Here is a 24,531-nt window from a genome sequence, read left to right as displayed (position 1 = left end):
CCCGGCATGCGTACCGTCCTGGATGTTGAACAGGTCGAAGCCGTCGTCCGAGTTGCTCCAGGCGCGATTGCCGCTCAGTACGTTGCCCTCGCCTGTGCTGCTGATCTGGAACCCGTCGGCGTTGTCACCGCGCAGGTCGTGGTTGTCATGCGAGTCGTTGTTCAGGAGGAGGTTATTGCCGCCCGATCCGTAGAGCGAGACGCCCTTGCCGTCCCACTCCGAAAGCGTGCCGTTGTTGTGCACGTCGAGCCGCTCGATGATGTTGTCGTGGGAATTCCCCTGCATGATCAAGCCGCCTTCGGGACCGTTGCGGACCTCGATGCCGACGAGGTGGTTCCAAGACGCGTCCTGCATGTTCAGGACGTATTCGCCTGCAGGCATACTGGAGCCGTCCAAGACGGCGTGCTCGCCAGGGTAGCTCGCGATTGTAATCGACTTACCGCTGACACCGTCTTTCGTCAGATCGATGCTCGAGGACGGGGTGTAGACGCCGCCGCGGAGAAGAATAGTGTCACCGGGCTGTGCTCTGTCATGAGCATATTGCAGTGAGGCGAAAGGACTTTCCAACGTGCCCGATTGAGAATCCGAGCCGGTCGAAGAAACGTAAAATGTATTGGCCATCAATAACTTTCATTGAGCGAAGTTTGGTTGCAGGGCGGCGCTTACTCATGCGCTCGTGTTATCGACAAATTATCCCATGTTTTGCTTATATTCAGAATTCTGGCCGTAATCGATCCATTTATTTCCTGAATATATATTCAAGATTTTAACGAGTACTAGAAATAATGTCCTATAAAGGGCGTATAAGCCTCATGATTACATTCTTATTACCTCTCTGTATTTGGATAGCTAGACAATAACAGTTCATAAGGCGCGATGTGGCCAGAATGTGTCCTCGTTTGCACGCGGGTGATCTGGCCCAAGGTCCTGCCCGGGGCTCGGTGCCGCTCGCGGCGGGTCATCACCAAGACCGGCCCGGGCCGGGACGATCAGGCTGCGAGGGTGGGCAGGCCGAGCAAGAAATCGCCGTCGCTCAGGGCGATGCCGTTCAGGATCATCGCTTGGGACCGCTGGACGTCCCTGTCGCCGTTCGGTTCGGGCAGGGTCGCGCCGACGAGGCGCTTCAGCGGGCTCGTGCCGCGAAGCGTGCTGCGCTGCGCAGGCAAAAAACGCGTGCGGGCCAGCCGATCCGGCTCGCCCGTGTCCATCGGCGCGACCGGCTCGGGTATCTCGGGGCTCAGGTGAACGCAGACCTCGCGCCACGGCACCTTGGTCGTTTCGGCGTCGTCCGCGGGAAGGAGAAGGCGATGAAGCGCAGACCGCACCACGGCCACGTCGCGTCCATCACCCTGGTCCCCGAGGTTCTGATGCCTTCGGGTGCGTCCGAGATCAGGTGTCCGGCGCCGCTCGGCCTGCGCCGAGCACGCCACACCGGCCGTCGCCGTCGACGCCAGCCGCGCGCTCGCGAACTTCGATTCAAAAAGGTGTGCCGCGCTTCGGTTTTCGTCCCGACTCCGCCCGAACAATCCGAGCCGCCTCGAAACCCAAGGCGGTCGAGCGCCCATCGAACCGCGAACGTCTTCGCGTCCATCACGACGTTGCGGAGCTTCGGAATGAGGGAAGGTTGCTGGCGCGCCCTACGGGAATCGAACCCGTGTTTTCGCCGTGAAAGGGCGACGTCCTGGACCGCTAGACGAAGGGCGCTGCTGCGGCGAGGGGTTCTATATGCGGCTTCCTTCGCCGGGGCAACGGGGTTCGGGCAACTCGTTTGTCGCTTGACGAACCCGGCCGCGGCCGGTTTGTCGGGATCTCCATCGGCGCGCCCACCGTTTTCGTGGCGGCCGGACAGCGGAACCAGTGATCCATGACGACGCGACGCGACGGCCCGCCGGGCCCGAGGACGACCAAGCCCGGCTTCGCGCGCGGGCCCTACCGGCGCGGACCGGCGCAGAATCAGCGCGGGGCATCGAGCGTGGCGGCCGCCTCCGGCGACCACGTGGTGCTGTACGGCTGGCATCCCGTGGCGCAGGCGCTCGCCAACGAGGGGCGCAAGCTGCACCGCCTCCTGGCGACGGAGAACGCCATGGCGCGGCTTACCGAGGAGATCGGCACCCTGAGGATCGACCCCGAGATGGTGCGTCCCAGCGCCATCAACGCCCTGCTCGGGCCGGACGCGGTGCATCAGGGCCTCTACCTCGAGGCAGACCCGCTGCCGGGGCCGGACCTCGACGACCTGGGCGACGACGTTCTGCTTCTGGCCCTCGACCAGATCACCGATCCGCACAATGTCGGCGCCATCGTGCGCACGGCCGCGGCATTCGGGGTCGCGGGCATCATCACGACCGCCCGCCATTCGCCGAATGCCACCGGCGTCCTCGCCAAATCCGCCTCCGGCGGCCTGGAGCACGTACCCCTGATCGTGGTGCGCAACCTGTCGGATGCCCTGGTGGATCTCGGCAAGCGCGGCTTCACCCGGATCGGCCTCGACTCGGACGCCGACACCGCCCTCGACAGCATCGGCCCGAAGCGGCCGGCGGTGATCGTGCTGGGCGCCGAGGGCAAGGGCCTGCGCCAGCGCACGCGCGACAATTGCGACGTGCTGGCCCGCATCCCGTTCAGCGGCGAGATCCGCAGCATCAACGTCTCGAACGCCGCCGCCATCACCCTCTATGCCCTCAGCCCCCGGCGCTGAGGGCACCGCCTCACCGGGCCCTCAGCGCCAGAACGGCTTCACGTCCATGAGGTCGCCATGGGCCTCGGCGGCGGCCTTGAGGAGCTTGCGCGCATCGGCCTCGTTGTCGGCGGCCGCCAGACCGGCCGCGAACAGCGTCTCGCTCGCCACCGGGGGATGATCCGGCGTGACGACGAGGCTGGCCAGCACCGTGTGGGCGGTGGCCTGGTCGTTGAGGGCGCCGAGATGGTCCTGCAGGTCCGAGAGGGCCGCCGCGAAGGCCTTGTGGCGCTTGCGGGCCTTCTTGTCCGCAAAGAGGCTCGCGAAGAAGTCGGCGCCGTACCGCAGCTTCTTCGCCTCGATCCGGACCCGGTGGCGCGCCTCCGGATCGAGACGGTCGAGGTGGCGTCCGCGCTTGGCGATGCGCTTGCGGGCCCGGTCCAGCACGTCCGCCGCATAAGCCTCGGCGGGCCTGTCGCGCTCGGCCGCGTCCGGCAGGGTGCGCCAGGCCCCGCTCTCGAGCCAGCCGGCAAGATCGAGGATCAGGCTGCGCCATTCCTGCGATTCGAGGATGGCGAGCACCGCGTCGTAGGCACGGGCCCGCTCGGCCTCGAGGCGGACCTGCAGGTCCTCCAGGCCGGGCTCGTCGGGACGCTTGGCGATTTCCGCCGGCAATGTCTCGGCCAGGAAGACGTCGAGGTTGCGGGCATGCCCGAACGGGTCGGTCACGCGCTTGATCTCGGCCCGCAGATGCGCGGCCGTGGAATCCTGGGCGAGCACCGGCTTGAACAGCGTGAAGGCCGAACGCAGACGACGCAGGGCGACGCGCAGCTGGTGCAGCGCTTCCGGATCGTGGTTGTGCAGGAACACGTCCTCGTTCCGGCGCAGCTGCGCGAGGCAGGCCTGAGCGATCGCCCGGAAGGCATCGCCCGCCGTGTCCTTTGGTGCGAGCCGCACGGGGCCAGCCTTGCTCGGGCGCCGGAACGTGCCGTCGACGAGGGCGAAGCCGCGGGCACTCTTGCTCAGGGCGCCGAGGCGCAAGGGGACGGTCTCGGCCAGGGCCTGCGCAAGGGTGAAGAGGTCCTCGGCCCGGCCCTCCGCCAGTTCGAGCTCCAGCTCCCACAGGGGGGCGTCACCGTTCGGCGTCTCGATCCTGCCCTGGTCGAACGCCACCGCGATACGCGAGGCACCGTAGGCGATCGCGCGGCTCCGGCGCTCCACCAGTGTGGTGAACAGCGGCACCAGGATCGGGTCGGACGCCGCGTCGAGGAGGGCGGGCACCGGGGTGTCGGCCAGTTGCGCGAGGTCGGGCTGCGCATCGGCGACGGGCCCCTCCCACTCGGGCCGGTCGAACAGGCCGGCCCCAGCCGAGGCGACCTTGACCGTCTGAAGATAAGCCTCGCCCTCGCGGCGGACCCGCAGGCTCAGACCGGCCGCACGCAGGTCGCCCGCCGCGGTATCGTAGTAGGTCGAGGTCAGGAACGCCGCTTGCTCGGGCTCCGCGGAATGCAGGAAGGGATGACGGGCCAGTTCGGTGAGGTCGGCGCCCTCGCATTGAAGTTTCAGTTCGATTTCCCGTGGCGCGTCCATGTCTCGTCCTGCTCGTCGGCCTGATCCGCCGGCCTCGATGGATCGCACGGCCCGCAAACCGGGAAAAGCCGGTGGAAGCGCAACCGTTCCGCGCGGAGTCAGGCGCGTTCCCGTCCTGTATGGAGCAGCGCTCCGGCCTTCGGCGACCGAAATCTTCACGATTTTCGTTCGCCGCGCGGGCGTTGTGGTGTAGCGCAGGGCACCGGCTGCGGCCGGTTCGGGCAGTCTCGTTGGGCGTATCGATGAATCGGGAGCGGCTCAGGGCCGATCGGCTGCTGGTCGAGCAGGGTCATTTCGAGACGCGGGCACGGGCGCAGGCGGCCATCGCGGCAGGCCTCGTGCAGGCCGACGATCGTCCGGTGACGCGCTCCTCCGACCTGCTGGCCCGCGACGCGCGCATCAGCGCCCGCGCGCCGCACCCCTTCGTTTCGCGCGGTGGCCTCAAGCTGGTGGCGGCCCTCGATGCGTTCGGGATCGATCCGGCCGGCCTGGTCTGCCTCGATGTCGGGGCCTCCACCGGCGGCTTCACCGATGCGCTGCTCACGCGGGGAGCCGCGCATGTCTACGCCGTGGATGTCGGGCGCGAGCAATTCCACGCCACGCTGCGGGGCGACCCGCGCGTGACCTCCCTGGAGGGCCGGGACGCCCGCAGCCTCGACCGGGATGCGATCCCGATCGCGCCGGCCCTCTGCGCCATCGACGTGAGCTTCATCTCGCTACGCCTCGTCCTGCCGGCGATCCTGCCTCTGCTGGCCCCCGGTGCCATCCTCGCGGCGCTGATCAAGCCGCAATTCGAAGCGGGACGCGAACGGATCGGCCGGGGCGGGATCGTGCGCGACCCGGAGATCCACGCCGAGATCTGCGACGCGCTATCGGCCTTCATCGCAGGTTCGGGGATGACGATCCTCGGCCTGATCCCGTCCCCCGTCACCGGCGGCGACGGCAACCGCGAGTTCCTGATCGGGGCACGCCTGGATTCCCCACCATGACCGAAACCCCGAACGACCCCCTACCGACCGAAACCCTGGAGATCCGCCGCCTCGGGGCGCGGGGCGACGGCATGGCCGAGGACGGCACCGCCGTGGCGCTGGCGCTGCCGGGCGAGCGCGTCACGGTGCGGCGAGCCGGCGCGCGGGCGCAACTCGTCGCCGTCGAGCGTGCATCGCCTGAGCGGATCGACCCCTTCTGCCCGTATTTCGGAACCTGTGGCGGCTGCGCCGTGCAGCACCTCGCGCCGAAACCCTACGCGGCCTGGAAGCGCGGCCAGCTCGTCCAGGCGCTGTCCCAGGCGCACCTCGCCGTGGAACCGGCACCAATGGTCGACGCGCGCGGGGAGGGCCGGCGGCGCCTCACGCTGCATGTGCGGGCCGTGGACGGCCGGGCCGAGGCCGGGCTGATGGCTGCCCGCAGCCACGACCTCGTCGCGATCGACCGATGCCCCATCACCGTGCCGGACCTGCACCGGGCGCCCGCCGTCGCGGAGGCGCTGAGCGCCCCCCTCGGGCACGGCCGCAAGCCCCTGGACGTGGGCTTCACGGCCACCGAGGCCGGGCTCGACGTGGACATCCGCGGCCACGGGCCGGCCGCGGAGGGCGTGCGCGCCGCCCTGGTGCGGCTGGCGAGCGACCTCGACCTCGCCCGGCTCAGCCTTCACGGCGAGGTCCTGGTCGAGCGCCGGGCGCCCGCGATCACGACCTCGGGCCTGCGGCTGGTGCCGCCGGCCGGGGGGTTCCTGCAAGCCACGGCAGCCGGAGAGGCCGTGCTGGCCGAGGCGGTCGTCGCCGCCCTCGACAAGAAGACCAAGCGCGTGGTCGATCTCTTTTCCGGCAGCGGACCCTTCACCCTCGCGATGGCACGCACCCGTGACGTGCACGCGGTGGAGGGGGAGGCCGCCGCGCTCGCGAGCCTCGACCGGGCGGTGCGCGCCGTACCGGGCCTGCGCCAGGTCACCACCGAGCGGCGCGACCTGTTCCGGCGGCCGCTGCTGCCCCTCGAACTCGAGACCTACGACGCCGTGGTGTTCGATCCGCCCCGGGCGGGGGCGGGCGCCCAGGCGACGCGGATCGCCGAATCGAAGGTGCCCCTCGTCATCGGGGTCGCCTGCGACGTCGGTACGTTCGCCCGCGATGCCGCCACGCTGATCGCCGGCGGGTACACCCTGGAGACGGTCACGCCGATCGATCAGTTCGCCTATTCGGGGCATGTCGAGGTGGTGGGCGTGTTCCGACGTCCGCGCCCGCCGCGCAAGCGGCTCTGAGCGGCCCCAAGCTCGACAAAGCGCGCACGGCCCTTAGGTGGTGTCTTATGCGCGCGCTCATCCTCGCCTCCGGCCTCGTCGCCGGGTTCTTCACCCTCTCCGGCCCCGCCAAGGCGGATGCCTGCGGCGATCTCATCGACCGGGTGATCGCCGGAACGCAGGCGACCCTCGTGAAACGGACGGCGGATTTCGCCGAACTCAAGGCGAGCGACGGCATCGGGATGACGCTGGCGTGCGGGCAGCTCTCGGCCGTGGGCGTGCAGTTCCGCGGCACGACCCTGCCGGAGGCCTACTTCCCACTGTTCGGCCGCGCCGGCCATGCCACCACGGGGATCGCGGCCGACGTGATCGCTGCGGCCGGGCAGAAGGCCCGCGAGGCCGCCGTGACGACGCGGCACAGCAACGTCGACGCGGGCAATGCCCTCGTCACCTGCTCCCTGTCGAATTCCAGCGGGAGCCCCGTCACCGCCTGCGCGGTGATCGACAAGGACGATGCCCGCTGACGCCGGTTCAGGATCGCATCGCGATCAGCATGTAGCCGGAATAGGCGAGGGCGGCCGCCATGAGGAGATAGACGTTCGGTTCCATGGCGCCGTCGTCTAGGTGCAGCGCAACACGCCGTCGATCCGACGCCGTGCCGCTGCGGCATCGCGTTCGCTTCAGGTCGTGTTAACCCTGTTCCGGGAAAGCTTCACCTCTCCGCGCGCTCTCCGGGGCGCCCCACCGCCGAGGAGCCGATGCCGCGTTCCATCCGCTTCGTTCCGGCGATCGCCGGGTTCGTGCTGGTCATCATGCCGAGCGTCGACGGTGCGTTTGCGCAGGAGCCGTCCGCGCGGGAGCCGTTGTTCTTGCGCATTCGCCCGGCGGGAGATACGCCCGCCGGTCTCGGCAGCGGGGGCTCTCCGGACGAGGAGATCATCCGGGCCGCCCGGGCGCGCAGCGAAGCGGTGTGGCAGCGGGCCGAGGCGCGGTCGCGAATCGCCATCGCGTCGGTCTGTACGGGTTGCATCCCCACGCCGCGGCCAGCCGAGCCCATCCCGGCGCAACCCCCGCCGAGCCCGTCCGCTCCGCACGCGGACGGCGCCGCCACCCTCGCGGCCGGTCCCCCGGCCGCGCCGATCCAGCCCCTCGCACAGGCAGACGCTCCATGACCCAGTCTCATCCGACCAGCGGCGCCGTTCCCGATCCGGACTGCCCGGTCTCCCTCGATCTTCTGGGCCAGGTCTACCGGGCCGACGCCGACGACCTGCCGGAGATCCTGGCGGCGATGTCGACGACCACGCGGGCGCGCCTCGCCGTCTACCTCTACGGCAAGAGCCACATGCACCAGCTCGGCCTGCGCGTGGCGCGGGAATGCGAGCGCGAGGACCTTGTGCGGGTCGCCGACGAGATCGGCTCGGTCGTCTACGGCCAGTCCCGCCTGAAACCCGCCCGCCCCGCGACGCCGAGCCCGGCCGTCGCGCCGCCGAAAAAGATCAGCCTCGGCGGCTCGGGCGCGAAGAAGATCAGCCTCGGCGGATCCGGCGCCAAAAACCGCCTGTTCGACTGAGAATCGCCTGTTCGGTCGATGTCTCGCGGCGAGGCCGGCCGCGTCGCAACGAACACGCGCGGCCCGGCCTCGCCCTCCCGCTATGCCCCCTCGGAGATCCCCTGCATGTTCGGTTCGTGGTTGAAGCTCAGCATGGACGCGACGCTGCTCGCCATGGAATCGCAGCAGGTGATCGGGATGCGGCTGGCGATGTTCTCGCTCGGCGGCAGCGCCGCGCAGGCCGAGGCACAGCGGATGATCACCGAGAAGATCATGGCAGCCAACGAAGCCGCCCTGCTCATCGCCACGGGCGGCTCCACGTCCCGCGTCGTGGCCGGTTACCGGCGCAAGGTCAGGGCGAATGTGCGCCGCCTGTCGAAGCGATAGCGCCGGAGGTCCTTAACCACCTCTTAACCACGAGCTTTCATCCTTTGGCCGAACGATCGGACCGCAAGGACAAGGAGCGTGTGATGAGCCATCGGGAGCATGAGGTGCGGGAACGCGCCTATTTCATCTGGGAGGGCGAGGGCCGCATCTTCGGCCGGGCCGAGGCTCACTGGCTTCAGGCCGAGACGGAGTTGCAGGCGTGCCTGACCCCGGCGCCCCTGCATGTCCAGACCGCCGCGCCGGACATCACGCTCGCGCCGAGTCCCGCTCAGGTCCTCGGTGAGTCGCTTAAGGCGAAGCCGAGCCGGACCCGTAGCCTGACCACGACGGTCGAGACCAAGGTGAAGACCGCCGCCGCCAAGGCCTCGGCCGACGTCGCGTCGAAGCCGGCCAAGTCCGCGAAGTCGGTCGCGGCCAAGCCCGCCGCCGGCAAGACCGCGTCGGTCAAGGCCGAGCCGGCCGCCAAGACCCGGGCACCGAAGGCCGCCGCGCGTCCGCGCGCCGAGGCCGTCGCCAGCGTCCACTAGGCTTAACCCGTCTGGCGAAGCCCTCGGCGCGCGGACGCGCGTCGGCCTTTGCCGATCACCTCGAATCGAACCTGCAAAGCCCGCTGCCTCGCGACCCGAGGCGCGGGCTTTTCCGTTGGCACCGGCGGCTTGTCCCGTCCCGGAACGAAGCAGGACCTTGGCCGTTGTCGGCGCAGAGTGATTCCGCGCGGCCACCCTTGCTGGCGGCGCACCTGTCCGTTCCGTGAGAGGCTCCCATGAGGACCACGATCTCCACCCTTCTGGCTGTCAGCCTGGCCGGATTGCCCATCGGTGCGGTGGCGGGCCCCGCGTATCGCGGCGCGCCCCTGGTCCTCGATGTGGATGCCACCGGTGGCGTCGGCGGCCGCGCACCCTGGAGCCGCAACTGGGAATACGATTCCGGCAGCGACAACGATCGCCGCCCCGAACTGCCCTATTACCAGCAGGGACGCGGCCAGCAGACGGGCGGCCCCGCCCGCAATCTCCTGCCCGACGACGGACTCCACATCTTCCCGCGCTGATCGGCTGACATCGGAACAGCCGGACGCACCGGCCGTTTGCCCGGGCAGCACCGTACAGGGCTCGGGATCGAACCATGGCTAAGACCGTCCAGGCGGTGATCTTCGACATCGACGGGACGCTGCTCGATAGCGTTGACCTGCATGCCCAGGCCTGGGTCGACGCGTTCGCGCATTTCGGCGTCGCGGTGTCCCACGCCGATGCGCGCAGCCAGATCGGCAAGGGCGGCGAACAACTGCTGCCTGTCTTCCTCGACGCGGATCGTGTGGAGCGGGAGGGCAAACAGATCGAGGCCTACCGCTCCGACCTGTTCAAGCGCGATTACCTGTCCCGGGTGAAGCCCTTCCCCGGCGTCCCCGAGCTGTTCCGGCACCTACGCGCGCAGGGTCTCACCGTGGCCCTCGGCTCCTCCGGAAAGGCCGAGGAGGTCGAGCACTACCAGGAGCTGCTGGGTATTCAGGGACTCGTGGATGTCGTCGTGAGCTCCGACGACGTCGAGCGCTCGAAGCCGTTTCCGGACATCTTCGAGGCGGCGCTCGAGAAGCTCGCGCCGATCACCCCGGATGCCGTCCTGGTGATCGGCGATACGCCCTACGACGCCGAGGCGGCTACGGGGGCCGGGCTGCGGACCATCGGCGTCCGGTGCGGCGGTTTCCCTGAAGCGGACCTGGAGCGTGCGGGCTGCGTCGCGATCTATCAGGATCCTCAGGATCTCCACGCCAGGTTCGGCGATTCGCCCCTGGCCCGTTAAGCCGCGCGGATCGTCCCCAGGATTCGGCGTTTCATCCCGCCCGCAGGGCAGGATTGCGTGCCGGCTATGGATAGATGGCAAAAAACTCTGGCGTGGGCGCATTCGATGGCGTAGCGAGCCGCCCGTGATCGCGCATGATCACGTCTCGGATCCGCGGACCATGCCCCAGCCGGCCCAAACGAACCTAAAGTCGGAGTGCATCGGCGAGCAGCCGCCGCTCCAGGTGCAGATCCAGTCGGCGGTCCAGGACCGCACGACGCCGATCAGCCGGCTGCTGCGCCTGATGGCGGCCCTCGACGCGGACGCCTCCGCCAACGAGAACCTCCGGCACGTGCTGCGCGCCCGCATCGGCGCCCCCTTGAGCGTCTGATCCGCTTCAATACGGGGTCGACCAAGGCCCCGGGCGGCTCAAGGGACGACCCAGGCGCAGGCCTTTTCGCCGACCACCGCGAGGCACTCGAAGGGTGCCCCGCCGACCATCGCCCGGTGTTCGGGCGCTCCGATGCGATCCCTGGAAATTGTCCGGCAGCCCGGATGCTGGGGGAGGGCGCCCTCCATGGCATCATGCCCTCCGGCTGCCATGAGCACGCGCAGCGACACCAGCGTGTCACAAGCGATGACCGTGGGTGCCTCTGCGCGAGCGGACGTCACCGCCAGAAGCACGCTCAGGATCAGCGGGATTCTCGTTCTCATCGACGTGCCTTCTCCTGCGCAGGCACCTTCTCGGGGGCTGCTTTCTCGGTGGGCCGGCTCTTGTCGCCGCCTGCCTTCGGCGGAGCTTCGCTGAGATTGACCGCCCCGGCCACGACCCAGTGGCAGACGCTGGTGCTGCGCAGGGTCAGGCAGTCATAGGCGTTGCCGTTCAGGGTCAGGTGTTCCTGAAGGGCCGTCACCGCTTCACGCGCCAGCACCGTGCAGCCCAGGTGGTCCGTCCCGCTACTGCCCAGCAGCGCCGCCGCGGCGGGCATGTCCGACTTGGTCTGCCGCAGAAGCATGCGCAGGTTGGCCAGAGAGGGACACCCGATGATCGGGTTCGGGGCCGGCGCGGCGGATACCATGGCCGGCAGGCAGGCCGTGAGGAACGGGACGAGCCCGAGGAGACGAAGCGGAGACATCTGGCATCCCTGTCGCGATGCCGTTTCGGTCGGACGCGACGAACCCTGCGGATTCTAGGGCACCACCGGGGGAAGGGGAATGGTGCTCAGCCCCCGGCGCGCCGCAGCTTGGTGAAGCGCTTGATCGCCCGGTCGCGGCGCAGGCGCGAGAGGCGATCGATCCAGAAGATCCCGTCAAGCTGATCGATCTCGTGCTGGAGGCAGGCGGCGCGGAATCCCTCCGCAGCCTCCTCGTGCACGGCGCCGGACAGGTCGCGGTATCGCACCCGGACTTCGACGGCGCGCTCGACCACCTCCATGATGCCCGGCATCGAGACGCTGCCCTCGGTCTGGGGTCCGATTTCGGGTGACGCCCAGACGATCTCAGGGTTCACGTAGGCGGTGATCGGATCGCCCGGCTCCATGCGAAGGATCACCACGCGCTGGAGGCGGCCGATATGAGGAAGCGTCAGGCCGAGGGCCGAGACGGCCCGCATCACGGCCTCGAGATCGCGCACGGACCCCGCGAGTTCGTCGTCGAAGTGCTCGACGGGCGGCGCGACTAGACGCAGGCGCGGGTCGGGATAGAGGAGCAGGGTTGGGGCGGACACCGGCGACGTTCCGAGAGTTCGAGCGGTCACGGACCCGCGAGGACCGGGTTGGCGAGATGGGCCGGGGGCCGGCTTGGCCCGGGCCTTGCGGCGCCTCGAATGAAGCCAACCCTATCAGGTGACGCAATGACGGATCGTCATTCCAAGCGCAACCTCAAGGCCACGGCCAGCCCGAGCCGGCACTTTCTCGAATCCGGGCGTGAATCCGGCGAGGTCATCGTCCTCAGCCTCGCCACCGTACTGGGTACGCTCTGGGCGATCGTTCTGGTCACCCATTTCCACGCCCCCTTGAGCAGCTTCGGCCAATCCCTCTGGCTGATGCGGTGACGACGCGAACCGCCCGCCCGGCTCGCGCCGGCAGGCGGACGCTCTTGATCAATACTCCCACTCGGCGCCGACACCGACCGCTGTGCGGCCGTCGCTGCCGGCCTCGCCCTGGATCTTGATCCGCCGCGTGACGTCGTAATCCACCGTCGCGGCCGTATCGGCGGGCTTGGCGCCGGCTTTCACGCCGACGCTGAGCCGGTCGCTGAGATAGCGCGAGGCCCCGAGCGCCGGTCCGCCGCTGGCGCCGGTGGAGACGTCGAGGCTGTCGAGGCCGAGCCCCTTGCGCGCTTGCTCGAACACGTCGACCCCGCCGGCCCCGCCCGAGAACTGGGCCACGGCTTGCGCGAGTTGTAGCGCCTGGAACGGCGAAAGGCCGCCGGACGCCTTCTTGAACAGCAGGCGCGACAGCACCTCGTCCTGCGGCAGGCTGGGGTCCGAGGTGAGGAGGAAGCTCGGCTGGTTGGCTGGTCCGGCGACCGCGATGCGGGCGGTGACCTCCGCGGCCTTGGTCTCGGCGATGAAGTCGAGTTCGGGCGTGGCGATCTCGCCGCCGAAGGTCAGGCGCCCCCGGGTGAAGTCGAGCCGCTGGCCGACCACGCTGAGCCGGCCGCGCCGCATCTCGAAATCACCCGTGGCCACGGGATCGCGCGACGAGCCGGTGAGGCGCAGCGATCCGCCGAGTTCCGCATCGATCCCGCGCCCGCGCACGAAGATCCGGTTCGGCGCGTTCACGGCGACGTCCAGCGTCGCATCGAAGGGCGGTGCCGCCTTCCGGCCCTTGCGCCCGAGGGCCGCGATTTTAGCGCGGCGATCCGACCGCGCGTCGAGGCGGGCGCGGATGTCGGGCGGGGTGTTGACCCGGCGGATCTCGGGCAGGGGCTGTACGGTGGCGGGCAGCCGGTCGGGCACCGACACGTCGACGGAGACGAGATCGATTCGTCCCGCAACCTTCGGCGTGCGGGCGAGCGGCCCGGTCAAGGCGAGGTTCAGGCTGGCGACGGCCGTCATCAGCGGGCTGGAGACGAGTTCGGCCCGCTCGGCCGTGAGCCGGATGGTCCCGGGGAAGCCGGCGGCGGGCTCCAGGGCCACGCGGCCGTCGCCGCGCAGGGCGCCGCCGTTGCGGGTCTGCGCCGTCAGGCGCTCCACCACCAGGGTGTCGCCGCGCCCGGTGACGCGGCCCTCGATGTTGGTGAGGCGAATGCCCTGGAGCGGGTCGGTGAAGGACCCGGCGGTGAGGGTGGCGACACCCTCGGCCCGCGGCGCGGCAAGGTTTCCCGTCACGCCGGCATCGAGGGCGATCCGCCCGGCAACGCGCTGGCCGCCGACGCTGAGGACGCTGTTGGCCAAGGCGGCGTCGAGGGTGCCGCGCAGCTTCACCGCGAGGGCGCCGCCCGCCGCGACGGGGAGCGAACCGGAGACGGTCATCTCCGCGCCGCGCCCGGCCGAGACGCGCCCGTCGATCCCGGCGCGGCCCTCGCTGACGGTGCCGCTGGCACGCGCCTCGATCGGCGGCAGCCCGGCCTTGCGGGTCTCGGGCGTGACGAGCCGCGCCACCGTGAAGGCGTAGCGGCCCTCCGGCCGGCTCGCGGAACCGCGCAGGTCGGCCTCGCCGTCGAGGGTGCCGGTGAGCGCCAGACTGGGAGAGGCGATCCGGGCGAGCGCCAGGGGCAAGCTGCGGATGCCGAGCTTGAGATCGAGGTCGCGGCCGGCCCGTCCCGAGAGGCTGACACGCCCGCTGCCGGCGGCCACCACGAGGTTCTCGATCAGCGCGGTTCCGGCATCCAGGGTGACGCTGGCGGGTCCCGCCAGTGCCAGCCGGTCGCCGCCGCGTGCGGCGGAGAACCGGGCGAGTTCGATGCGGGTCCGCTCGCCGGGCACGAGGCGCGCGGACCCGTCGAGGTCGAACCCGCGCGCCTTGGCCGAGAGCGTGATGTCGCTGGCGTTCGGCCCGCCGGTGGCGGCGAGGCGGATGGTGTCCAGGCTCTGGCCGGCGGCCACGAGCCGGTCGGCGTTCACACGGCCGTCGATGACGGGCCGCCCGGTCAGGTCGCGCCCCGTCAGGTCCGCATCGAGGCGCGACAGGCCGATTTCGCCGACGCGCAGCGATCCGCCCTTCGCGCGGATTGCCGCATCCTGGCGACCGCCGTCGCGGGACAAGGTCACGGTGGCATCGAGAGCGCCGGCCAACGGCGTCAGTGCGAGGGGCGAGAGATCGTCGAGGTTGCCCGCCGACAGGGTCAAGGCCCCTTGCGTCAGGAGGGTCCGGGCATCCAGGGCCACATCGCCGTCGAGGGCGACCGATCCGAGTTGGAACGCGAGGCGGTCGAGACGCCATGCGTCCAGGGCAGGCCTGGCGAGGTGCGCGTCGCCACGCAGGGGCTTGCCGGCGACATCGCCGGACAGGCGCAGGGTTCCGTCGAGGGCGCCCGTGAAGTCCTTCACGACGGTCTCGATCCGCAGGTCGCGCACGGGGCGCCCCAGGGCACGCGCCTCGGAGGCGGTGAGCGTCGCGTTGAGGTCCGGCTTCTCCAGGGTGCCGGTGAGGCGACCGTCGAGGAGGGCTCGACCGGCGAGCTTCGGATCGAAAGTCGCGAGGTCCTTCAGGTCCACGACGAGCTTGGCGTCTGCGAGGCGGGCGGTGGCGCGGCCTTCGAGGCGCGCGACGATCTCGGCCCCCTCGAGGCGGGCGCCCTCGAAGGCGTAGCCGTCGTAGATCTGCGAGAGACGGCCGCTGAAGCGTGGGGCGTTCCCCAGGGTGCGATCCAGGGCGGCCACGGAGAGCGCGAGGCCGCTCGTGCGCAAATCGACATCGGCGGTCACCGCCTTGCGGGCCGGGTCGCCACTCAAGCCGGCGCGCGCCGTCAGGGCCCCGGCCAGCGGCCGGCCGGCGAACTCGGAGAAGGCCGTCAGGTCCGGAAGCGCGGCGTCGAGGACGCCGGCGAGCGTGTTCTGTCCGATTTTGCCCGCGTAGGAGGCCCGCGCGGTCGGTCCGTCGAGGTCGAGCTTGGCCACCTCGACGACGCCGTCGGGCTGGAGCGTTCCCCGGAAGGTCAGGGCCGCCCGCGTCCCGATCGCCCGACGCAGGGCCGGGTCGGCGAGACGCAGGCCGTCCACCTTCGCGTTGGCCGAGAGGGCGAAGCGGGCAGCACTCGGCTCCGGCCCGGCCGGCAGCATCGCGATGTCGGCCTCGATCCGCTCCAGGGCACTGCCGTCGGCCCGCAGGCCGGCGGCCTTCAGGGTTCCGTTCACGGTGGGGCGGGCGATCGCCCCCTTGAGGGTGCCGTCGAAGACGAGGCTGTCGAGTTCCGTATCGGCCGCTCGCGTCACCCCGCCTTCGGTGGGCACGGCCCGGGCGGAGACCAGGAAGTCGGCGATGCGGTCGGCGCTCAGGGTTCCGCGCGCATCGAGGCGCGCGGTGCGGGAGGCGAGTTCGAGACGATCGATGCCGAAGGCGCCGCTGTCGGCAAAGCGCAGGCCGGCATCGAGCTTGGTGGTGCCGGAGAAGATCGCCGCCGCCGGCCCCGGCAGCAGCGCCTCGATGCGCGAGGCGAGATCGAGGGCGAGGCGCCGCTCGCTGCCGATGCGCGAGATTCGGGCCGAGCCCTTGGCGCCGAGTTCCGGCCCGGCATCGAAATCGAGGCGGGCATTCCAGGCGTCCAGGGTGCCGCGCCCGTCGAGATCGAGGTTGATCGGGGGCGTGCCGGGGAGGTTCGCCGCCTTCGAGAGCAGGCCGCCGGCTGGCTCGACCAGGGTAGCCTTGAGTTCGAGGGTCTCGCCCTTCGGCACGAACAGCAGGCGGGCGCCGAACCGGCCCTGCGCGTCGAGGCGCTGCACGCTGAGGTCGAGGTCGAGCCCCTCGGCCGGCGCGCCGAGGCGGGCGCGACCGGTGGCGGACAGGCGCGCCGGCTGCCCGGCCAGGGCCTCGCCAAGCACGAGTTCGGCGAGCTTGAACGCCTTGACCTCGACCTTGACCGGCAAGTCGGGCAGCAGGGACCCGTCTGGCTCCTGAGTGGCCGAGACCGGGGCGGGGAGGGGCCGCCGGATGACTTCGAGGCGGCCGACCTCCAGGGTCTCCACCTCGAGCCGGCCCGAGAGCAGGGCGAGGCGGCGCCAGACGAGGCGCGCCCGGTCGAGCTTCAGCCAAACGCCGTTGGCGTCGCTGATGGCCACGTCGCGGATCGTGGCGTCCGAGGAGAGGGCGCCGTCGACGGCCCCGATGGCGACGCGGGAGCCCGGCGTGGACAGCGCCTTCGAGAGCAGGCCGCCGAGCACCGTCTTCTCGCCGTCGTCGGCACGGGTGCGGGTGGCCGGGCCGGTCGCCAAGACGGACACGCACAGGACGGCGGCGGCGAAACGGACTTTCCCCCGCAGACGAGGGAGGGTCGCGATCCAGGGGCTCAGTGCGGTCCGAAGTCCCATCAGAAGGATTGTCCCAAGCTGATGTACAGGGCCACGGGGCGCTCGTGATTGCCCTTGATGCGGTCCATCGGGAAGGCGACGTCGACGCGGATCGGGCCGATGCCGGTGTAGTAGCGGAGACCCAGGCCGACCGCGTAGCGGATGCGCTCGTCGAAATCGGGCAGGCTGCCGGCGAAGGCCGTGCCGGCGTCGATGAACGGCACCACGCCGATCGTGTCGGTGACCTTGATGCGCGCCTCCACCGACGCTTCGAGCAGGCTGCGCCCGCCGATGGGCAGGTTGAACGGTCCGCGCGGCCCGAGCGTCCGGTAGGGGAAGCCGCGCACCGAGCCACCTCCGCCGGCGAAGAACCGGATGTTGGCCGGGATATCCTCGAGGTTCGCCCCCGAGATCGAGCCGAAGCCGAGGCGACCGGCCAGGATGTAGCGACCCTCGTCGTCGAAGGCGTAGTAGGTCGAGCCCTGCGCCTTGGCGACGAAGATCGACGGGTCGGAGCCGAGGAAGCCCGCATAGGGTGTCGCCGAAGCGGTCAGCCGCACGCCCTCGGTGGGGTCGAGCAGGTTGTCGGTGGAATCGTAGCCGACCGAGACCGGCACGCCGATCAGACGGTAATCGACCTTGCCCAGCGCATCCTGGGAGCGCCCGGCCTGTCCGTCCACGCCGACCTGCGCGAAGAACGTGTCCGAGAAGCGGTGGCGTAGGGCCACCGTGCCGCCGGCCGCGTCGCTGACATAGGATTGCTGCGCCTCGCGGCCCGCGAAGACGTTGGCGATGAAGTCGTTGCGGGTGCCCCACAGGGCCGGCTTGACGAAGGTGGCGGAGAGCCGGCCGCCGAGCCCGTTCGAATCGATGCCGGCGGCCTTGCGCTGCTTCGCGTAGAGGTCGTTGCCGAGGTAGTAGATGTCCGCGTCGACCCGCAGGGTCTCGCCGCCCCCGAACAGGTTGCGGTTGGCGTAGTAGGCCCGGATTCCCGGACCATCCACCGTGGAGAAGCGGGCCGAGACGCCGATCAGGTTCTTCTCGCGCTCGGTGACGTCCACGAAGATCGGCAGATTGCCCGCGCCGTCCAGGGTCTCGCCCTCGCGCACGCGGATGGAGCCGAGGCCTTCGACCTTGGCTACGGAGCGGCGGATGTCCGAGACGGCCTTGGGCGTGTAGGGGTCGCCCGGTTCCGCGTAGATGAAAGAGCGGACCACCGCCGGGTCGATGTCCTTCGTGCCGCGCACCGCGACCTCGCCGAGGCCCGCGATCGGTCCCGGATCGACCGAGTAGGTCACGTCCATGACGTGGGCCGCGTCGTCCACGACGGGGTCGCGCGCGACGGCCTTGGCGAAGGGATGTCCGAGGGACCGGAAGCGGTCGACGATCCGAGCCTCGCGGGCCAGTACGGTGGCCGAGCGGGCCGGCACGTCCTCGCCCACGCGGGTGAAGCGCTCCGGCAGGATCTCCTCGGAAAAAGGGGTTCCCCGCGGATCGCACACCGCGACGGAGCGCAGGGTGTAGAGGGGACCGGGCTCGACCACCACCTTCACCGGCACGAGGACACGCCCGCGCGACGCCTCCGCCGCGCGGGCCGCCACGATGACGCTGGGCTCCCCGGCCAGCGCGACGCCGTCGATCCGGATCGCGACGCGGCCCTGGTAGTAGCCGTATCCGGAGAGCACGTCGGCCAGACGGCGCAGATCGGCCTCGGCGCGGCGCACCAGGCCCTCACCGTCCGGCGGGGCCTCCTGCCGAAGCCGATGGAGGGTCGAGGTGTCCTGGAGCGCGCGCAGGACGTCCTCGTCGTCGACGCCCTGGAACTTCACCGTGTAGGGCAGCGCACCGGCGCTCGGCGCCGGCGGCTCCTCCTCGGAGGCGAACAGCCCGAAGAGGTCGAAAGCCAGCGCTGGCGCGACCGGAACCGCGCCGCCGGCGAGACCGGCAGCGACCGGCCACGCGGCACGCGCCAGCCGCAGGATCGACGTGTTGTGGACCCGCCCCCGAATCCGCCTCACGAATGGGCGATCCGGTCTGAAGCCGGCCGCGCCGCAATCTCGGTCATGCGATCCCTGTCCTGATCCCGGCGCGCATGATCCCGCCGGGCCGTGTCCAAGCCGTTAAGTTCAGTCGTGCGCAAATGTGTCGGCTTTCAGACTACCGGTCGGGCTCCCGCACCGCAACCTTGGCGGGCATCGCGCCCCGGGCAACCGCGTCAGCTCTCGGGTTCGGGTGTGCACCGTATCGGGTTGCGATCCACGGTGCGGGTCGCTCCCACCGAGCCGTCCCTGCCGTCTTCGCGGCGAGACGGCACGGCACCGCGAGGCCGGTCGGCGAGCGCCACAGGCGCAACGATGCCGTCGCGGGTGAATCGACTCAAGATTTTCGGACGCTTCAACCCGCGAGGGAATGGAGCCATGCGGAGGCCAACAACACGTTGCTCGCCCGAGGTCCGCCCGCAGGCCGTGCGGATGATATGAGACATCCGGGCTGACCACGGCCCTATCGCCGTCGCGCCACAAGCCTGATACAGGTGGAGCGTCGGCAACGCGTCTCGCCGTCGTGGAGGCTCTGGGTCATCGAGCAATCGCAACGCTCCGAACCCGCCCTGCTGAGGTTGATCGCCGCGAGCGAACGCCTAGGCTGCGCCCGGACTCTGGATGCCATCGCGGCGATCCTTCGCGATACCGCGCGCGAGGTCCTCGGCGCGGACGGCATCGCCGTCGTGCTGCGCCAAGGTGAACTCTGCCACTACGTCGCCGAAGATGCCGTGGAGCCGCTCTGGCAAGGCGCCAGATATCCGATCGGGGACTGCCTGTCCGGTTGGTCGATGCTCCATCGGCAGACCGTGACGATTTCCGACATCGCCTCCGACCCCCGGGTCCCCCAAGAGGCGTACCGGCGCACGTTCGTGCGCAGCCTGATCATGGCTCCGATCGGTACGGCCGAGCCGGTGGCGGCGCTGGGAGCATATTGGGCCGAGGTGCGCGAGCACGATCCCTTCACAATCATGTTGCTGGAATCCCTGGCGCGTTCGGCCGCCCTGGCCATTGAGCATGCGCAGCTCAACGCCACCCTGGAGCAGCGGGTCGCGGAGCGGACGCGTGAACTGGAGCAGGCGCACGAGGCGCTGCGCCAGTCGCAGAAGCTCGAAGCCATCGGGCAGCTCACCGGTGGGATCGCGCATGACTTCAACAACCTGCTGACCATCATACGGTCGTCGGTCGACTTCCTGCGGCGCCCGGATCTGCCCGAGGCGCGCAAGGGCCGCTACCTCGATGCCGTGTCCGATACGGTCGACCGTGCCGCCAAGCTGACGAGCCAGCTCCTCGCCTTCGCACGGCGCCAGACCCTGAAGCCCGAGGTCTTCGATATCAGGGCGAGCGTGCGGGACACGGCGGAGATGCTCGACACCCTCGTCGGCGCCCGCATCCGTCTGGCCGTCGAACTCCCCGATGCGCCCTGTTGCGTCCGGGCGGACCTGAACCAATTCGAGGCGGCCCTCGTCAACATGGCGGTCAACGCCCGTGACGCCATGAACGGCGAGGGTACGCTGACGCTGCGGGTGTCCGTGAGCGACGCCATTTCGAGGATCCGCGGACAGACGGGCGCGGCGGGCATGTTCGCGACGGTGTCGCTGACCGATACCGGGACCGGCATCGTTGCCGACCAGATCGGCCGCATCTTCGAGCCCTTCTTCACCACGAAGGAATTCGGCAAGGGCACCGGCCTCGGCCTGTCACAGGTGTTCGGCTTCGCCCAGCAGTCCGGCGGCGACGTGGCTGTCGTCAGCGAGGTAGGTCGCGGCGCCACGTTCACGCTCTACCTGCCCCAGGTCGCTGCGGAAATTCAGCCCGAACGCCCGGTCGACCATGACGATGGTCCGGTACCGGTCGGGACGGGCGAGCGCGTGCTGGTGGTGGAGGACAACGTCGAGGTCGGCCGGTTCTGCACCCAGATCCTGGAGGATCTCGGCTACCGGACCGAATGGGCCGTGAACGCCGAGGACGCGCTGGAGCGGCTCGGCAGCGACGGAAACGGGTTCGAGGTGGTGTTTTCCGACGTCCTGATGCCGGGGATGGGTGGCATCGCCCTGGCACAGGAGCTTCGGCGTCGGCTGCCGACCCTGCCCGTGGTGCTCGCCTCCGGTTACAGCCACGCACTCGCGCAGGGCGGGGCCCAGGGTTTCGAACTGCTGAACAAGCCTTATTCCGCCGAGCAGTTGTCGAGGGTGCTGCGCCGGCCGCGTCGTTCGAGCGGCAGCCAATCGGCGGCCGTGATCGAACCAGGCCCGGCCGGCCTTCCGCCATCCGGGCTTCGGGCTCAGCGCGCTTGCGAGCACGGGACTTTCCCGGCTGCCGCCGCGAAAGCCGAGCCCCGCGCGGGATGGGCGATGCCGGCCTGACAGCGAGGCATCGGGAAACCTTACGCGAGGTCCCACGCCCCTGAAACGTGGGGGGCGGATGGGCCCGCGCGGTCGAGGCGTGGCGCACGCCGAACCGGATGGCCCTTGAAACGCGGAGACCCGCGACGGCCGATCCTCGACGACAGCGCTGGTTCTCGATGGCCGCGGAGGCAACCGTTCCGAAGCCTGTCCGTTGGACGGTGATGCCGAGGAAGCGAAACCCTGAAACGTCGCTGGTCCTCGTGGTCGAGGACGACGACCTCGTTCGGATGATGGCCGTCGAGATGCTCGAGGATGCCGGCTTCGCGGTCGTCGAGGCACGCCAAGCCGACGAGGCCTGGTTCGTGCTGCACGAGCGCTCGGACATCGGTGTGCTCTTCACGGACGTCGACATGCCCGGATCGATGTGTGGAGTGGCGCTGGCCGAGCGCGTCCATGAAGCTTGGCCCGACATCCGACTGGTCCTGACCTCGGGGCGCAACCGCTTCGCGGACAGGGATGTGCCCGACCACGGCCTCTTCGTCGCGAAGCCCTACAGCGCCTCGCAGGTCGTCGAAGCCATCCACCACGCGGATTGACGCCGGGTTGCCGAGAGCACCAGCGACACGCTCACGCGACGCGGTTTCTGCCAATACCTTCGGACGGCATGCTCTCGCAGCGAGGACCAGACGGTCTCCAGGGGTAGGAGCAGCCTGGCTCCGCCTGCAAGCAAGGCTTGCGCAGATCGTCCTAGTGCAGATCGGCGGATGCGACCGCGACGGGGGCCGGTCCATGACACCGGCTCCGACCTGGTGCATGATCCTGTTGGTATACCCGCACTGTGACCGTATAGCCCAGGTCACGTTTTCGCCGGTTAATGTCCGCGTCGTAGGCATGTGCCAATCCGGATGTTAGGGCTTTGACAAGACGCGATCCGGTCTCATTCGCTACCTGGGGGACAACCTGGCTTGAACGTACGGAGCGCTGAAACCTTTGCGGTCGATCTGACGGCCTGCGACCGCGAACCGATCCACATCGTCGGCAGCATTCAACCGCACGGCTTCCTGCTGACCCTCGATGCGGCCAGCCTCGCCATCGTGCAGGCGAGCGCGAACGCGCCGGCTGGGACGGAGGTCGGCGCCGCCCTGGAAACCGCGCTTCCCGAACTTGTCCCCATCGTGCGGCGCTATCTCGACGATCAGCCGACCGAGGATGGGGCCCACTACCTGCGGACCGTCACCCTCGCCGCCGCCGCGTCCCAGGCCTACGAGGTCGCGGCCCACCGCGTCGGCGACCTCGTCGTGGTGGAACTGGAAGAGTTCGCCGACCCATCGGTCGAGGCCGGGCTCGATGCGCTCAGCCTTCGCTTGCGCGCCTTCGTCCAGCGCCTTCGCGTGGCACGCACCGTCGAGGATCTCTGCGCCATCGTCGCGGAAGACGTCCGGCACGTCACCGGCTTCGACCGGGCCCTGATCTACCGGTTCGACCGGGACTGGCACGGCACGGTGCTGGCGGAAGCCGGCAACGGCAACCTCCCGTCCTACCTCGACTTGCGCTTCCCGGCCTCCGACATTCCCGTCCAGGCGCGCGAACTCTACCGGCGCAATCGCCTGCGCATCATCCCCGACGCCGGGTACGCTCCGGTACCCATCCGACCGACCCTGACGCCCGCGGGGCCCCCGCTGGACCTCAGCCAATCCGTGCTGCGCTCCGTGTCGCCGGTCCACGTCGAGTACATGCGCAACATGGGCACGATGGCGTCGATGTCGGTCTCGATCCTGATCGACGACCGGCTCTGGGGCCTGATCTCCTGCCACAACGCCGAGCCGAAGCGCGTGCCGCTCCAGGCCCGCAACGCCTGCGACTTCCTCACCCAGATCTTCGCCCTGCAACTCTCGGCACGCGAGCGCGGCGCCCAGGCCGAGCAACGTCTCGCCCTGGGCGCGATCCAGGCACGCCTCCTCGGCTTCATGGCTGAGGAGGACAGCTTCGTCGACGGCCTCCTGAAGCACCCCGACGACGTCATGGCGCTGGTGAACGCCGCCGGCGCCGCCATCGTCACGGGTGACCGCTGCCGCCTGATCGGCGCCACCCCGGGCGAGACGGAGGTACGGGGCCTCTACGACTGGCTCTCCGCCCGCGAGGACGCGGACGAGGTCTTCAGCACCGATGCGTTGTCCGACCTTTTGCCCAAGGCGGAGGCCTTCGCCGCGCAGGCCAGCGGACTTCTCGCGATCTCGGTCTCGAAGCGGTATGCGAGCTACATCCTCTGGTTCCGGCCCGAGGTGGTGCGCACCGTCAAGTGGGGCGGCAACCCGGCCAAGCCCGCGACCCAGGACCCGGAGGGTGGCCCGGACCGCCTGCACCCGCGAAAGAGCTTCGAGATCTGGAAGGAGACCGTGAAGGGGCGCTCGCTGCCGTGGTCCCTGCCCGAGGTCGAGGCCGCCAAGGACCTGCGTTCCTCCGTGCTCGGGATCGTGCTGCGCCGCGCCGAGGAGCTCGCGGCCATGAGCGAGGAGCTCCAGCGCTCCAACAAGGAGCTGGAGGCGTTCTCGTACTCGGTCAGTCACGACCTGCGCGCGCCGTTCCGGCACATCGTCGGCTACTCGAACCTGCTCAAGACGCGCGAGGCCTCGAACCTCTCGGAGAAGGGCCGGCACTACGTCGACACGATCATCGAGGCGGCCTTCTCGGCCGGCACCCTCGTGGACAACCTGCTGACCTTCTCGCAGATGGGCCGTCATGCCCTGAACAAGGTGTCGGGGGAAATGAATCCCCTCGTCGAAGAGGTACGCCGGAAAGTCCTTCGCGACGTGCCGCCGGAACGGACGGTCCGTTGGGAGATCGGCCCCCTCGGGCGGGCCTACGCCGACCCGTTCATGCTGCGGCTGGTCATCGAGAACCTCCTGTCGAACGCCGTGAAGTACACGCGCGACCGTCCGGAGGCCGTCATCGAGGTCGGCCGCGGGGCACCGAAGGACGGCGAAGCCGTCTTCTTCGTCCGTGACAACGGCGCCGGGTTCGATATGGCCTACGTCGACAAGTTGTTCGGCGTGTTCCAGCGCCTTCACCGGGTGGAGGAGTTCGAGGGGACCGGCATCGGCCTCGCCAATGTCCGGCGCATCGTCGAGCGCCACGGCGGACGGACCTGGGCCGAGGGCGAGCTCGGACAGGGTGCGACTTTCACCTTCACGCTGCCCATCCGGGGCGAGGAATACTGAGATGGCCGGGCTGAAGCCGATCCTCCTCGTCGAGGACAACCCGAACGACATCGAGCTGACGCTGGCCGCCCTCGAATCGAGCCAGCTGGCCAACGAGATCGTCATCTGCCGCGACGGCGCGGAAGCCCTGGACTGGATCTATCGGCGCGGCCCCCACGAGCGTCGGCCAGCGCTGGACCCGGCCGTGATCCTCCTGGACCTGAAGTTGCCGAAGGTGGACGGCCTCGAGGTCCTGGCCAAGGTGAAGGGCGACCCGGCGTCCCGGG

Annotated in this window: 23 protein-coding genes and 1 tRNA gene; 15 read left to right on the top strand and 9 right to left on the bottom strand. The window is 69.8% G+C overall.

The window, feature by feature from the left end; translation table 11 throughout:
* From K2X24_RS16935 to K2X24_RS16925, 3 genes are all read right to left on the bottom strand, one after another.
* Positions 1-621: right-handed parallel beta-helix repeat-containing protein (locus tag K2X24_RS16935; protein ID WP_292499506.1), on the bottom strand; the 621-nt coding region annotated here is incomplete at its 3' end.
* Positions 622-989: 368 nt separating this feature from the next.
* A complete protein-coding gene (locus K2X24_RS16930) occupies positions 990-1,526 on the bottom strand; it encodes a hypothetical protein (RefSeq protein WP_292499505.1) in 537 nt (178 codons plus the stop codon).
* A 102-nt stretch (positions 1,527-1,628) separates the two neighbouring features.
* Positions 1,629-1,704, bottom strand: a tRNA-Glu gene (locus K2X24_RS16925).
* A gap of 160 nt (positions 1,705-1,864) precedes the next feature.
* On the opposite strand from K2X24_RS16925, the gene rlmB reads away from it, so the two are divergent.
* On the top strand, positions 1,865-2,692 hold the full coding sequence (gene rlmB / locus K2X24_RS16920; protein ID WP_292499504.1) for a 23S rRNA (guanosine(2251)-2'-O)-methyltransferase RlmB: 828 nt from the start codon (positions 1,865-1,867) through the stop codon (positions 2,690-2,692).
* 21 nt (positions 2,693-2,713) lie between these two features.
* Here rlmB and K2X24_RS16915 read toward each other — a convergent pair whose 3' ends face one another.
* Positions 2,714-4,261: a CHAD domain-containing protein gene (locus K2X24_RS16915; protein WP_292499503.1), complete on the bottom strand. Its 1,548-nt coding sequence runs from the start codon at positions 4,259-4,261 to the stop codon at positions 2,714-2,716.
* Positions 4,262-4,503: 242 nt separating this feature from the next.
* Between K2X24_RS16915 and K2X24_RS16910 the strand changes: the two genes are divergently transcribed.
* From K2X24_RS16910 to K2X24_RS16900, 3 genes are read left to right on the top strand one after another with little or no spacing between them, the layout of a single operon-like run.
* Positions 4,504-5,250, top strand: coding sequence for a TlyA family RNA methyltransferase (locus K2X24_RS16910; protein ID WP_292499502.1), 747 nt, complete (start codon positions 4,504-4,506; stop codon positions 5,248-5,250).
* A complete protein-coding gene (locus K2X24_RS16905; RefSeq protein ID WP_292499501.1) occupies positions 5,247-6,518 on the top strand; it encodes an RNA methyltransferase in 1,272 nt (423 codons plus the stop codon). The genes K2X24_RS16910 and K2X24_RS16905 overlap by 4 nt, the downstream gene beginning before the upstream one ends.
* Positions 6,519-6,565: 47 nt before the next feature.
* The gene (locus tag K2X24_RS16900; RefSeq protein ID WP_292499500.1) at positions 6,566-7,021 is read left to right on the top strand and encodes a hypothetical protein; all 456 of its coding nucleotides are present in this window, start codon (positions 6,566-6,568) and stop codon (positions 7,019-7,021) included.
* A gap of 188 nt (positions 7,022-7,209) precedes the next feature.
* On the opposite strand, the gene K2X24_RS16895 is transcribed toward K2X24_RS16900, so the two are convergent.
* Positions 7,210-7,374, bottom strand: a complete 165-nt coding sequence (locus K2X24_RS16895; protein ID WP_292499499.1) for a hypothetical protein — start codon at positions 7,372-7,374, stop codon at positions 7,210-7,212.
* 291 nt (positions 7,375-7,665) lie between these two features.
* Between K2X24_RS16895 and K2X24_RS16890 the strand changes: the two genes are divergently transcribed.
* The 6 genes from K2X24_RS16890 (at position 7,666) to K2X24_RS16865 (ending at position 10,600) form a co-directional block, all read left to right on the top strand.
* Complete coding sequence (locus tag K2X24_RS16890; protein ID WP_292499498.1) at positions 7,666-8,067, top strand: hypothetical protein; 402 nt, start codon at positions 7,666-7,668, stop codon at positions 8,065-8,067.
* Between the two features lie 105 nt (positions 8,068-8,172).
* Positions 8,173-8,433: a hypothetical protein gene (locus K2X24_RS16885; RefSeq protein WP_292499497.1), complete on the top strand. Its 261-nt coding sequence runs from the start codon at positions 8,173-8,175 to the stop codon at positions 8,431-8,433.
* A gap of 83 nt (positions 8,434-8,516) precedes the next feature.
* Positions 8,517-8,960, top strand: a complete 444-nt coding sequence (locus K2X24_RS16880) for a DUF2934 domain-containing protein (RefSeq protein WP_292499496.1) — start codon at positions 8,517-8,519, stop codon at positions 8,958-8,960.
* 236 nt (positions 8,961-9,196) lie between these two features.
* Positions 9,197-9,481 carry a hypothetical protein gene (locus K2X24_RS16875; RefSeq protein WP_243914447.1) on the top strand — a complete coding sequence of 95 codons (285 nt, stop codon included), beginning with the start codon at positions 9,197-9,199 and terminating at the stop codon, positions 9,479-9,481.
* A gap of 74 nt (positions 9,482-9,555) precedes the next feature.
* Positions 9,556-10,230 (top strand): HAD family hydrolase, encoded by a 675-nt coding sequence (locus K2X24_RS16870; RefSeq protein ID WP_292499495.1) that lies wholly within the window; start codon positions 9,556-9,558, stop codon positions 10,228-10,230.
* Between the two features lie 160 nt (positions 10,231-10,390).
* The gene (locus K2X24_RS16865; RefSeq protein ID WP_243914451.1) at positions 10,391-10,600 is read left to right on the top strand and encodes a hypothetical protein; all 210 of its coding nucleotides are present in this window, start codon (positions 10,391-10,393) and stop codon (positions 10,598-10,600) included.
* 319 nt (positions 10,601-10,919) lie between these two features.
* Here the strand turns inward: K2X24_RS16865 and K2X24_RS16860 are convergent, their stop codons facing one another.
* Both K2X24_RS16860 and K2X24_RS16855 read right to left on the bottom strand, forming a co-directional pair.
* The gene (locus K2X24_RS16860; RefSeq protein ID WP_292499494.1) at positions 10,920-11,345 is read right to left on the bottom strand and encodes a hypothetical protein; all 426 of its coding nucleotides are present in this window, start codon (positions 11,343-11,345) and stop codon (positions 10,920-10,922) included.
* Positions 11,346-11,431: 86 nt separating this feature from the next.
* A complete protein-coding gene (locus K2X24_RS16855) occupies positions 11,432-11,935 on the bottom strand; it encodes a peptide deformylase (RefSeq protein WP_292499493.1) in 504 nt (167 codons plus the stop codon).
* Between the two features lie 126 nt (positions 11,936-12,061).
* On the opposite strand from K2X24_RS16855, the gene K2X24_RS16850 reads away from it, so the two are divergent.
* Positions 12,062-12,262, top strand: a complete 201-nt coding sequence (locus tag K2X24_RS16850; RefSeq protein WP_292499492.1) for a hypothetical protein — start codon at positions 12,062-12,064, stop codon at positions 12,260-12,262.
* 48 nt (positions 12,263-12,310) lie between these two features.
* Here the strand turns inward: K2X24_RS16850 and K2X24_RS16845 are convergent, their stop codons facing one another.
* Together K2X24_RS16845 and K2X24_RS16840 are read right to left on the bottom strand one after the other, a co-directional pair.
* The gene (locus K2X24_RS16845) at positions 12,311-16,594 is read right to left on the bottom strand and encodes a translocation/assembly module TamB domain-containing protein (RefSeq protein ID WP_292499491.1); all 4,284 of its coding nucleotides are present in this window, start codon (positions 16,592-16,594) and stop codon (positions 12,311-12,313) included.
* 86 nt (positions 16,595-16,680) lie between these two features.
* Complete coding sequence (locus K2X24_RS16840) at positions 16,681-18,633, bottom strand: autotransporter assembly complex family protein (protein WP_292499507.1); 1,953 nt, start codon at positions 18,631-18,633, stop codon at positions 16,681-16,683.
* Between the two features lie 644 nt (positions 18,634-19,277).
* Here K2X24_RS16840 and K2X24_RS16835 point away from each other — a divergent pair.
* The 4 genes from K2X24_RS16835 to K2X24_RS16820 all read left to right on the top strand — a co-directional run.
* Complete coding sequence (locus K2X24_RS16835; RefSeq protein WP_292499490.1) at positions 19,278-21,065, top strand: ATP-binding protein; 1,788 nt, start codon at positions 19,278-19,280, stop codon at positions 21,063-21,065.
* 203 nt (positions 21,066-21,268) lie between these two features.
* Positions 21,269-21,643, top strand: a complete 375-nt coding sequence (locus K2X24_RS16830; protein WP_292499489.1) for a response regulator — start codon at positions 21,269-21,271, stop codon at positions 21,641-21,643.
* Between the two features lie 369 nt (positions 21,644-22,012).
* Entirely contained in the window at positions 22,013-24,265 is a 2,253-nt protein-coding gene (locus tag K2X24_RS16825; protein ID WP_292499488.1) for an ATP-binding protein, read from the top strand.
* 1 nt (position 24,266) lies between these two features.
* Positions 24,267-24,531 (top strand): response regulator (locus tag K2X24_RS16820; RefSeq protein ID WP_292499487.1); only part of this gene is annotated, 265 nt, incomplete at its 3' end.

This window comes from Methylobacterium sp., assembly GCF_019750675.1.
In the GTDB taxonomy this organism is placed as follows: Bacteria; Pseudomonadota; Alphaproteobacteria; order Rhizobiales; family Beijerinckiaceae; genus Methylobacterium.
The sequence above is the reverse complement of the archived record's forward strand: the minus strand, read 5'-3'. Positions and strand labels throughout refer to the sequence as shown.

What these genes read in the sequence shown, in the direction of transcription:
- rlmB (WP_292499504.1), top strand. Translation starts at nt 1,865, where the DNA reads ATGACGACGCGACGCGACGGCCCGCCGGGCCCGAGGACGACCAAGCCC.
- K2X24_RS16915 (WP_292499503.1), bottom strand. Translation starts at nt 4,261, where the DNA reads ATGGACGCGCCACGGGAAATCGAACTGAAACTTCAATGCGAGGGCGCC.
- K2X24_RS16910 (WP_292499502.1), top strand. Translation starts at nt 4,504, where the DNA reads ATGAATCGGGAGCGGCTCAGGGCCGATCGGCTGCTGGTCGAGCAGGGT.
- K2X24_RS16905 (WP_292499501.1), top strand. Translation starts at nt 5,247, where the DNA reads ATGACCGAAACCCCGAACGACCCCCTACCGACCGAAACCCTGGAGATC.
- K2X24_RS16900 (WP_292499500.1), top strand. Translation starts at nt 6,566, where the DNA reads ATGCGCGCGCTCATCCTCGCCTCCGGCCTCGTCGCCGGGTTCTTCACC.
- K2X24_RS16895 (WP_292499499.1), bottom strand. Translation starts at nt 7,374, where the DNA reads ATGCGCAAGAACAACGGCTCCCGCGCGGACGGCTCCTGCGCAAACGCA.
- K2X24_RS16890 (WP_292499498.1), top strand. Translation starts at nt 7,666, where the DNA reads ATGACCCAGTCTCATCCGACCAGCGGCGCCGTTCCCGATCCGGACTGC.
- K2X24_RS16885 (WP_292499497.1), top strand. Translation starts at nt 8,173, where the DNA reads ATGTTCGGTTCGTGGTTGAAGCTCAGCATGGACGCGACGCTGCTCGCC.
- K2X24_RS16880 (WP_292499496.1), top strand. Translation starts at nt 8,517, where the DNA reads ATGAGCCATCGGGAGCATGAGGTGCGGGAACGCGCCTATTTCATCTGG.
- K2X24_RS16875 (WP_243914447.1), top strand. Translation starts at nt 9,197, where the DNA reads ATGAGGACCACGATCTCCACCCTTCTGGCTGTCAGCCTGGCCGGATTG.
- K2X24_RS16870 (WP_292499495.1), top strand. Translation starts at nt 9,556, where the DNA reads ATGGCTAAGACCGTCCAGGCGGTGATCTTCGACATCGACGGGACGCTG.
- K2X24_RS16865 (WP_243914451.1), top strand. Translation starts at nt 10,391, where the DNA reads ATGCCCCAGCCGGCCCAAACGAACCTAAAGTCGGAGTGCATCGGCGAG.
- K2X24_RS16860 (WP_292499494.1), bottom strand. Translation starts at nt 11,345, where the DNA reads ATGTCTCCGCTTCGTCTCCTCGGGCTCGTCCCGTTCCTCACGGCCTGC.
- K2X24_RS16850 (WP_292499492.1), top strand. Translation starts at nt 12,062, where the DNA reads ATGACGGATCGTCATTCCAAGCGCAACCTCAAGGCCACGGCCAGCCCG.
- K2X24_RS16830 (WP_292499489.1), top strand. Translation starts at nt 21,269, where the DNA reads ATGCCGAGGAAGCGAAACCCTGAAACGTCGCTGGTCCTCGTGGTCGAG.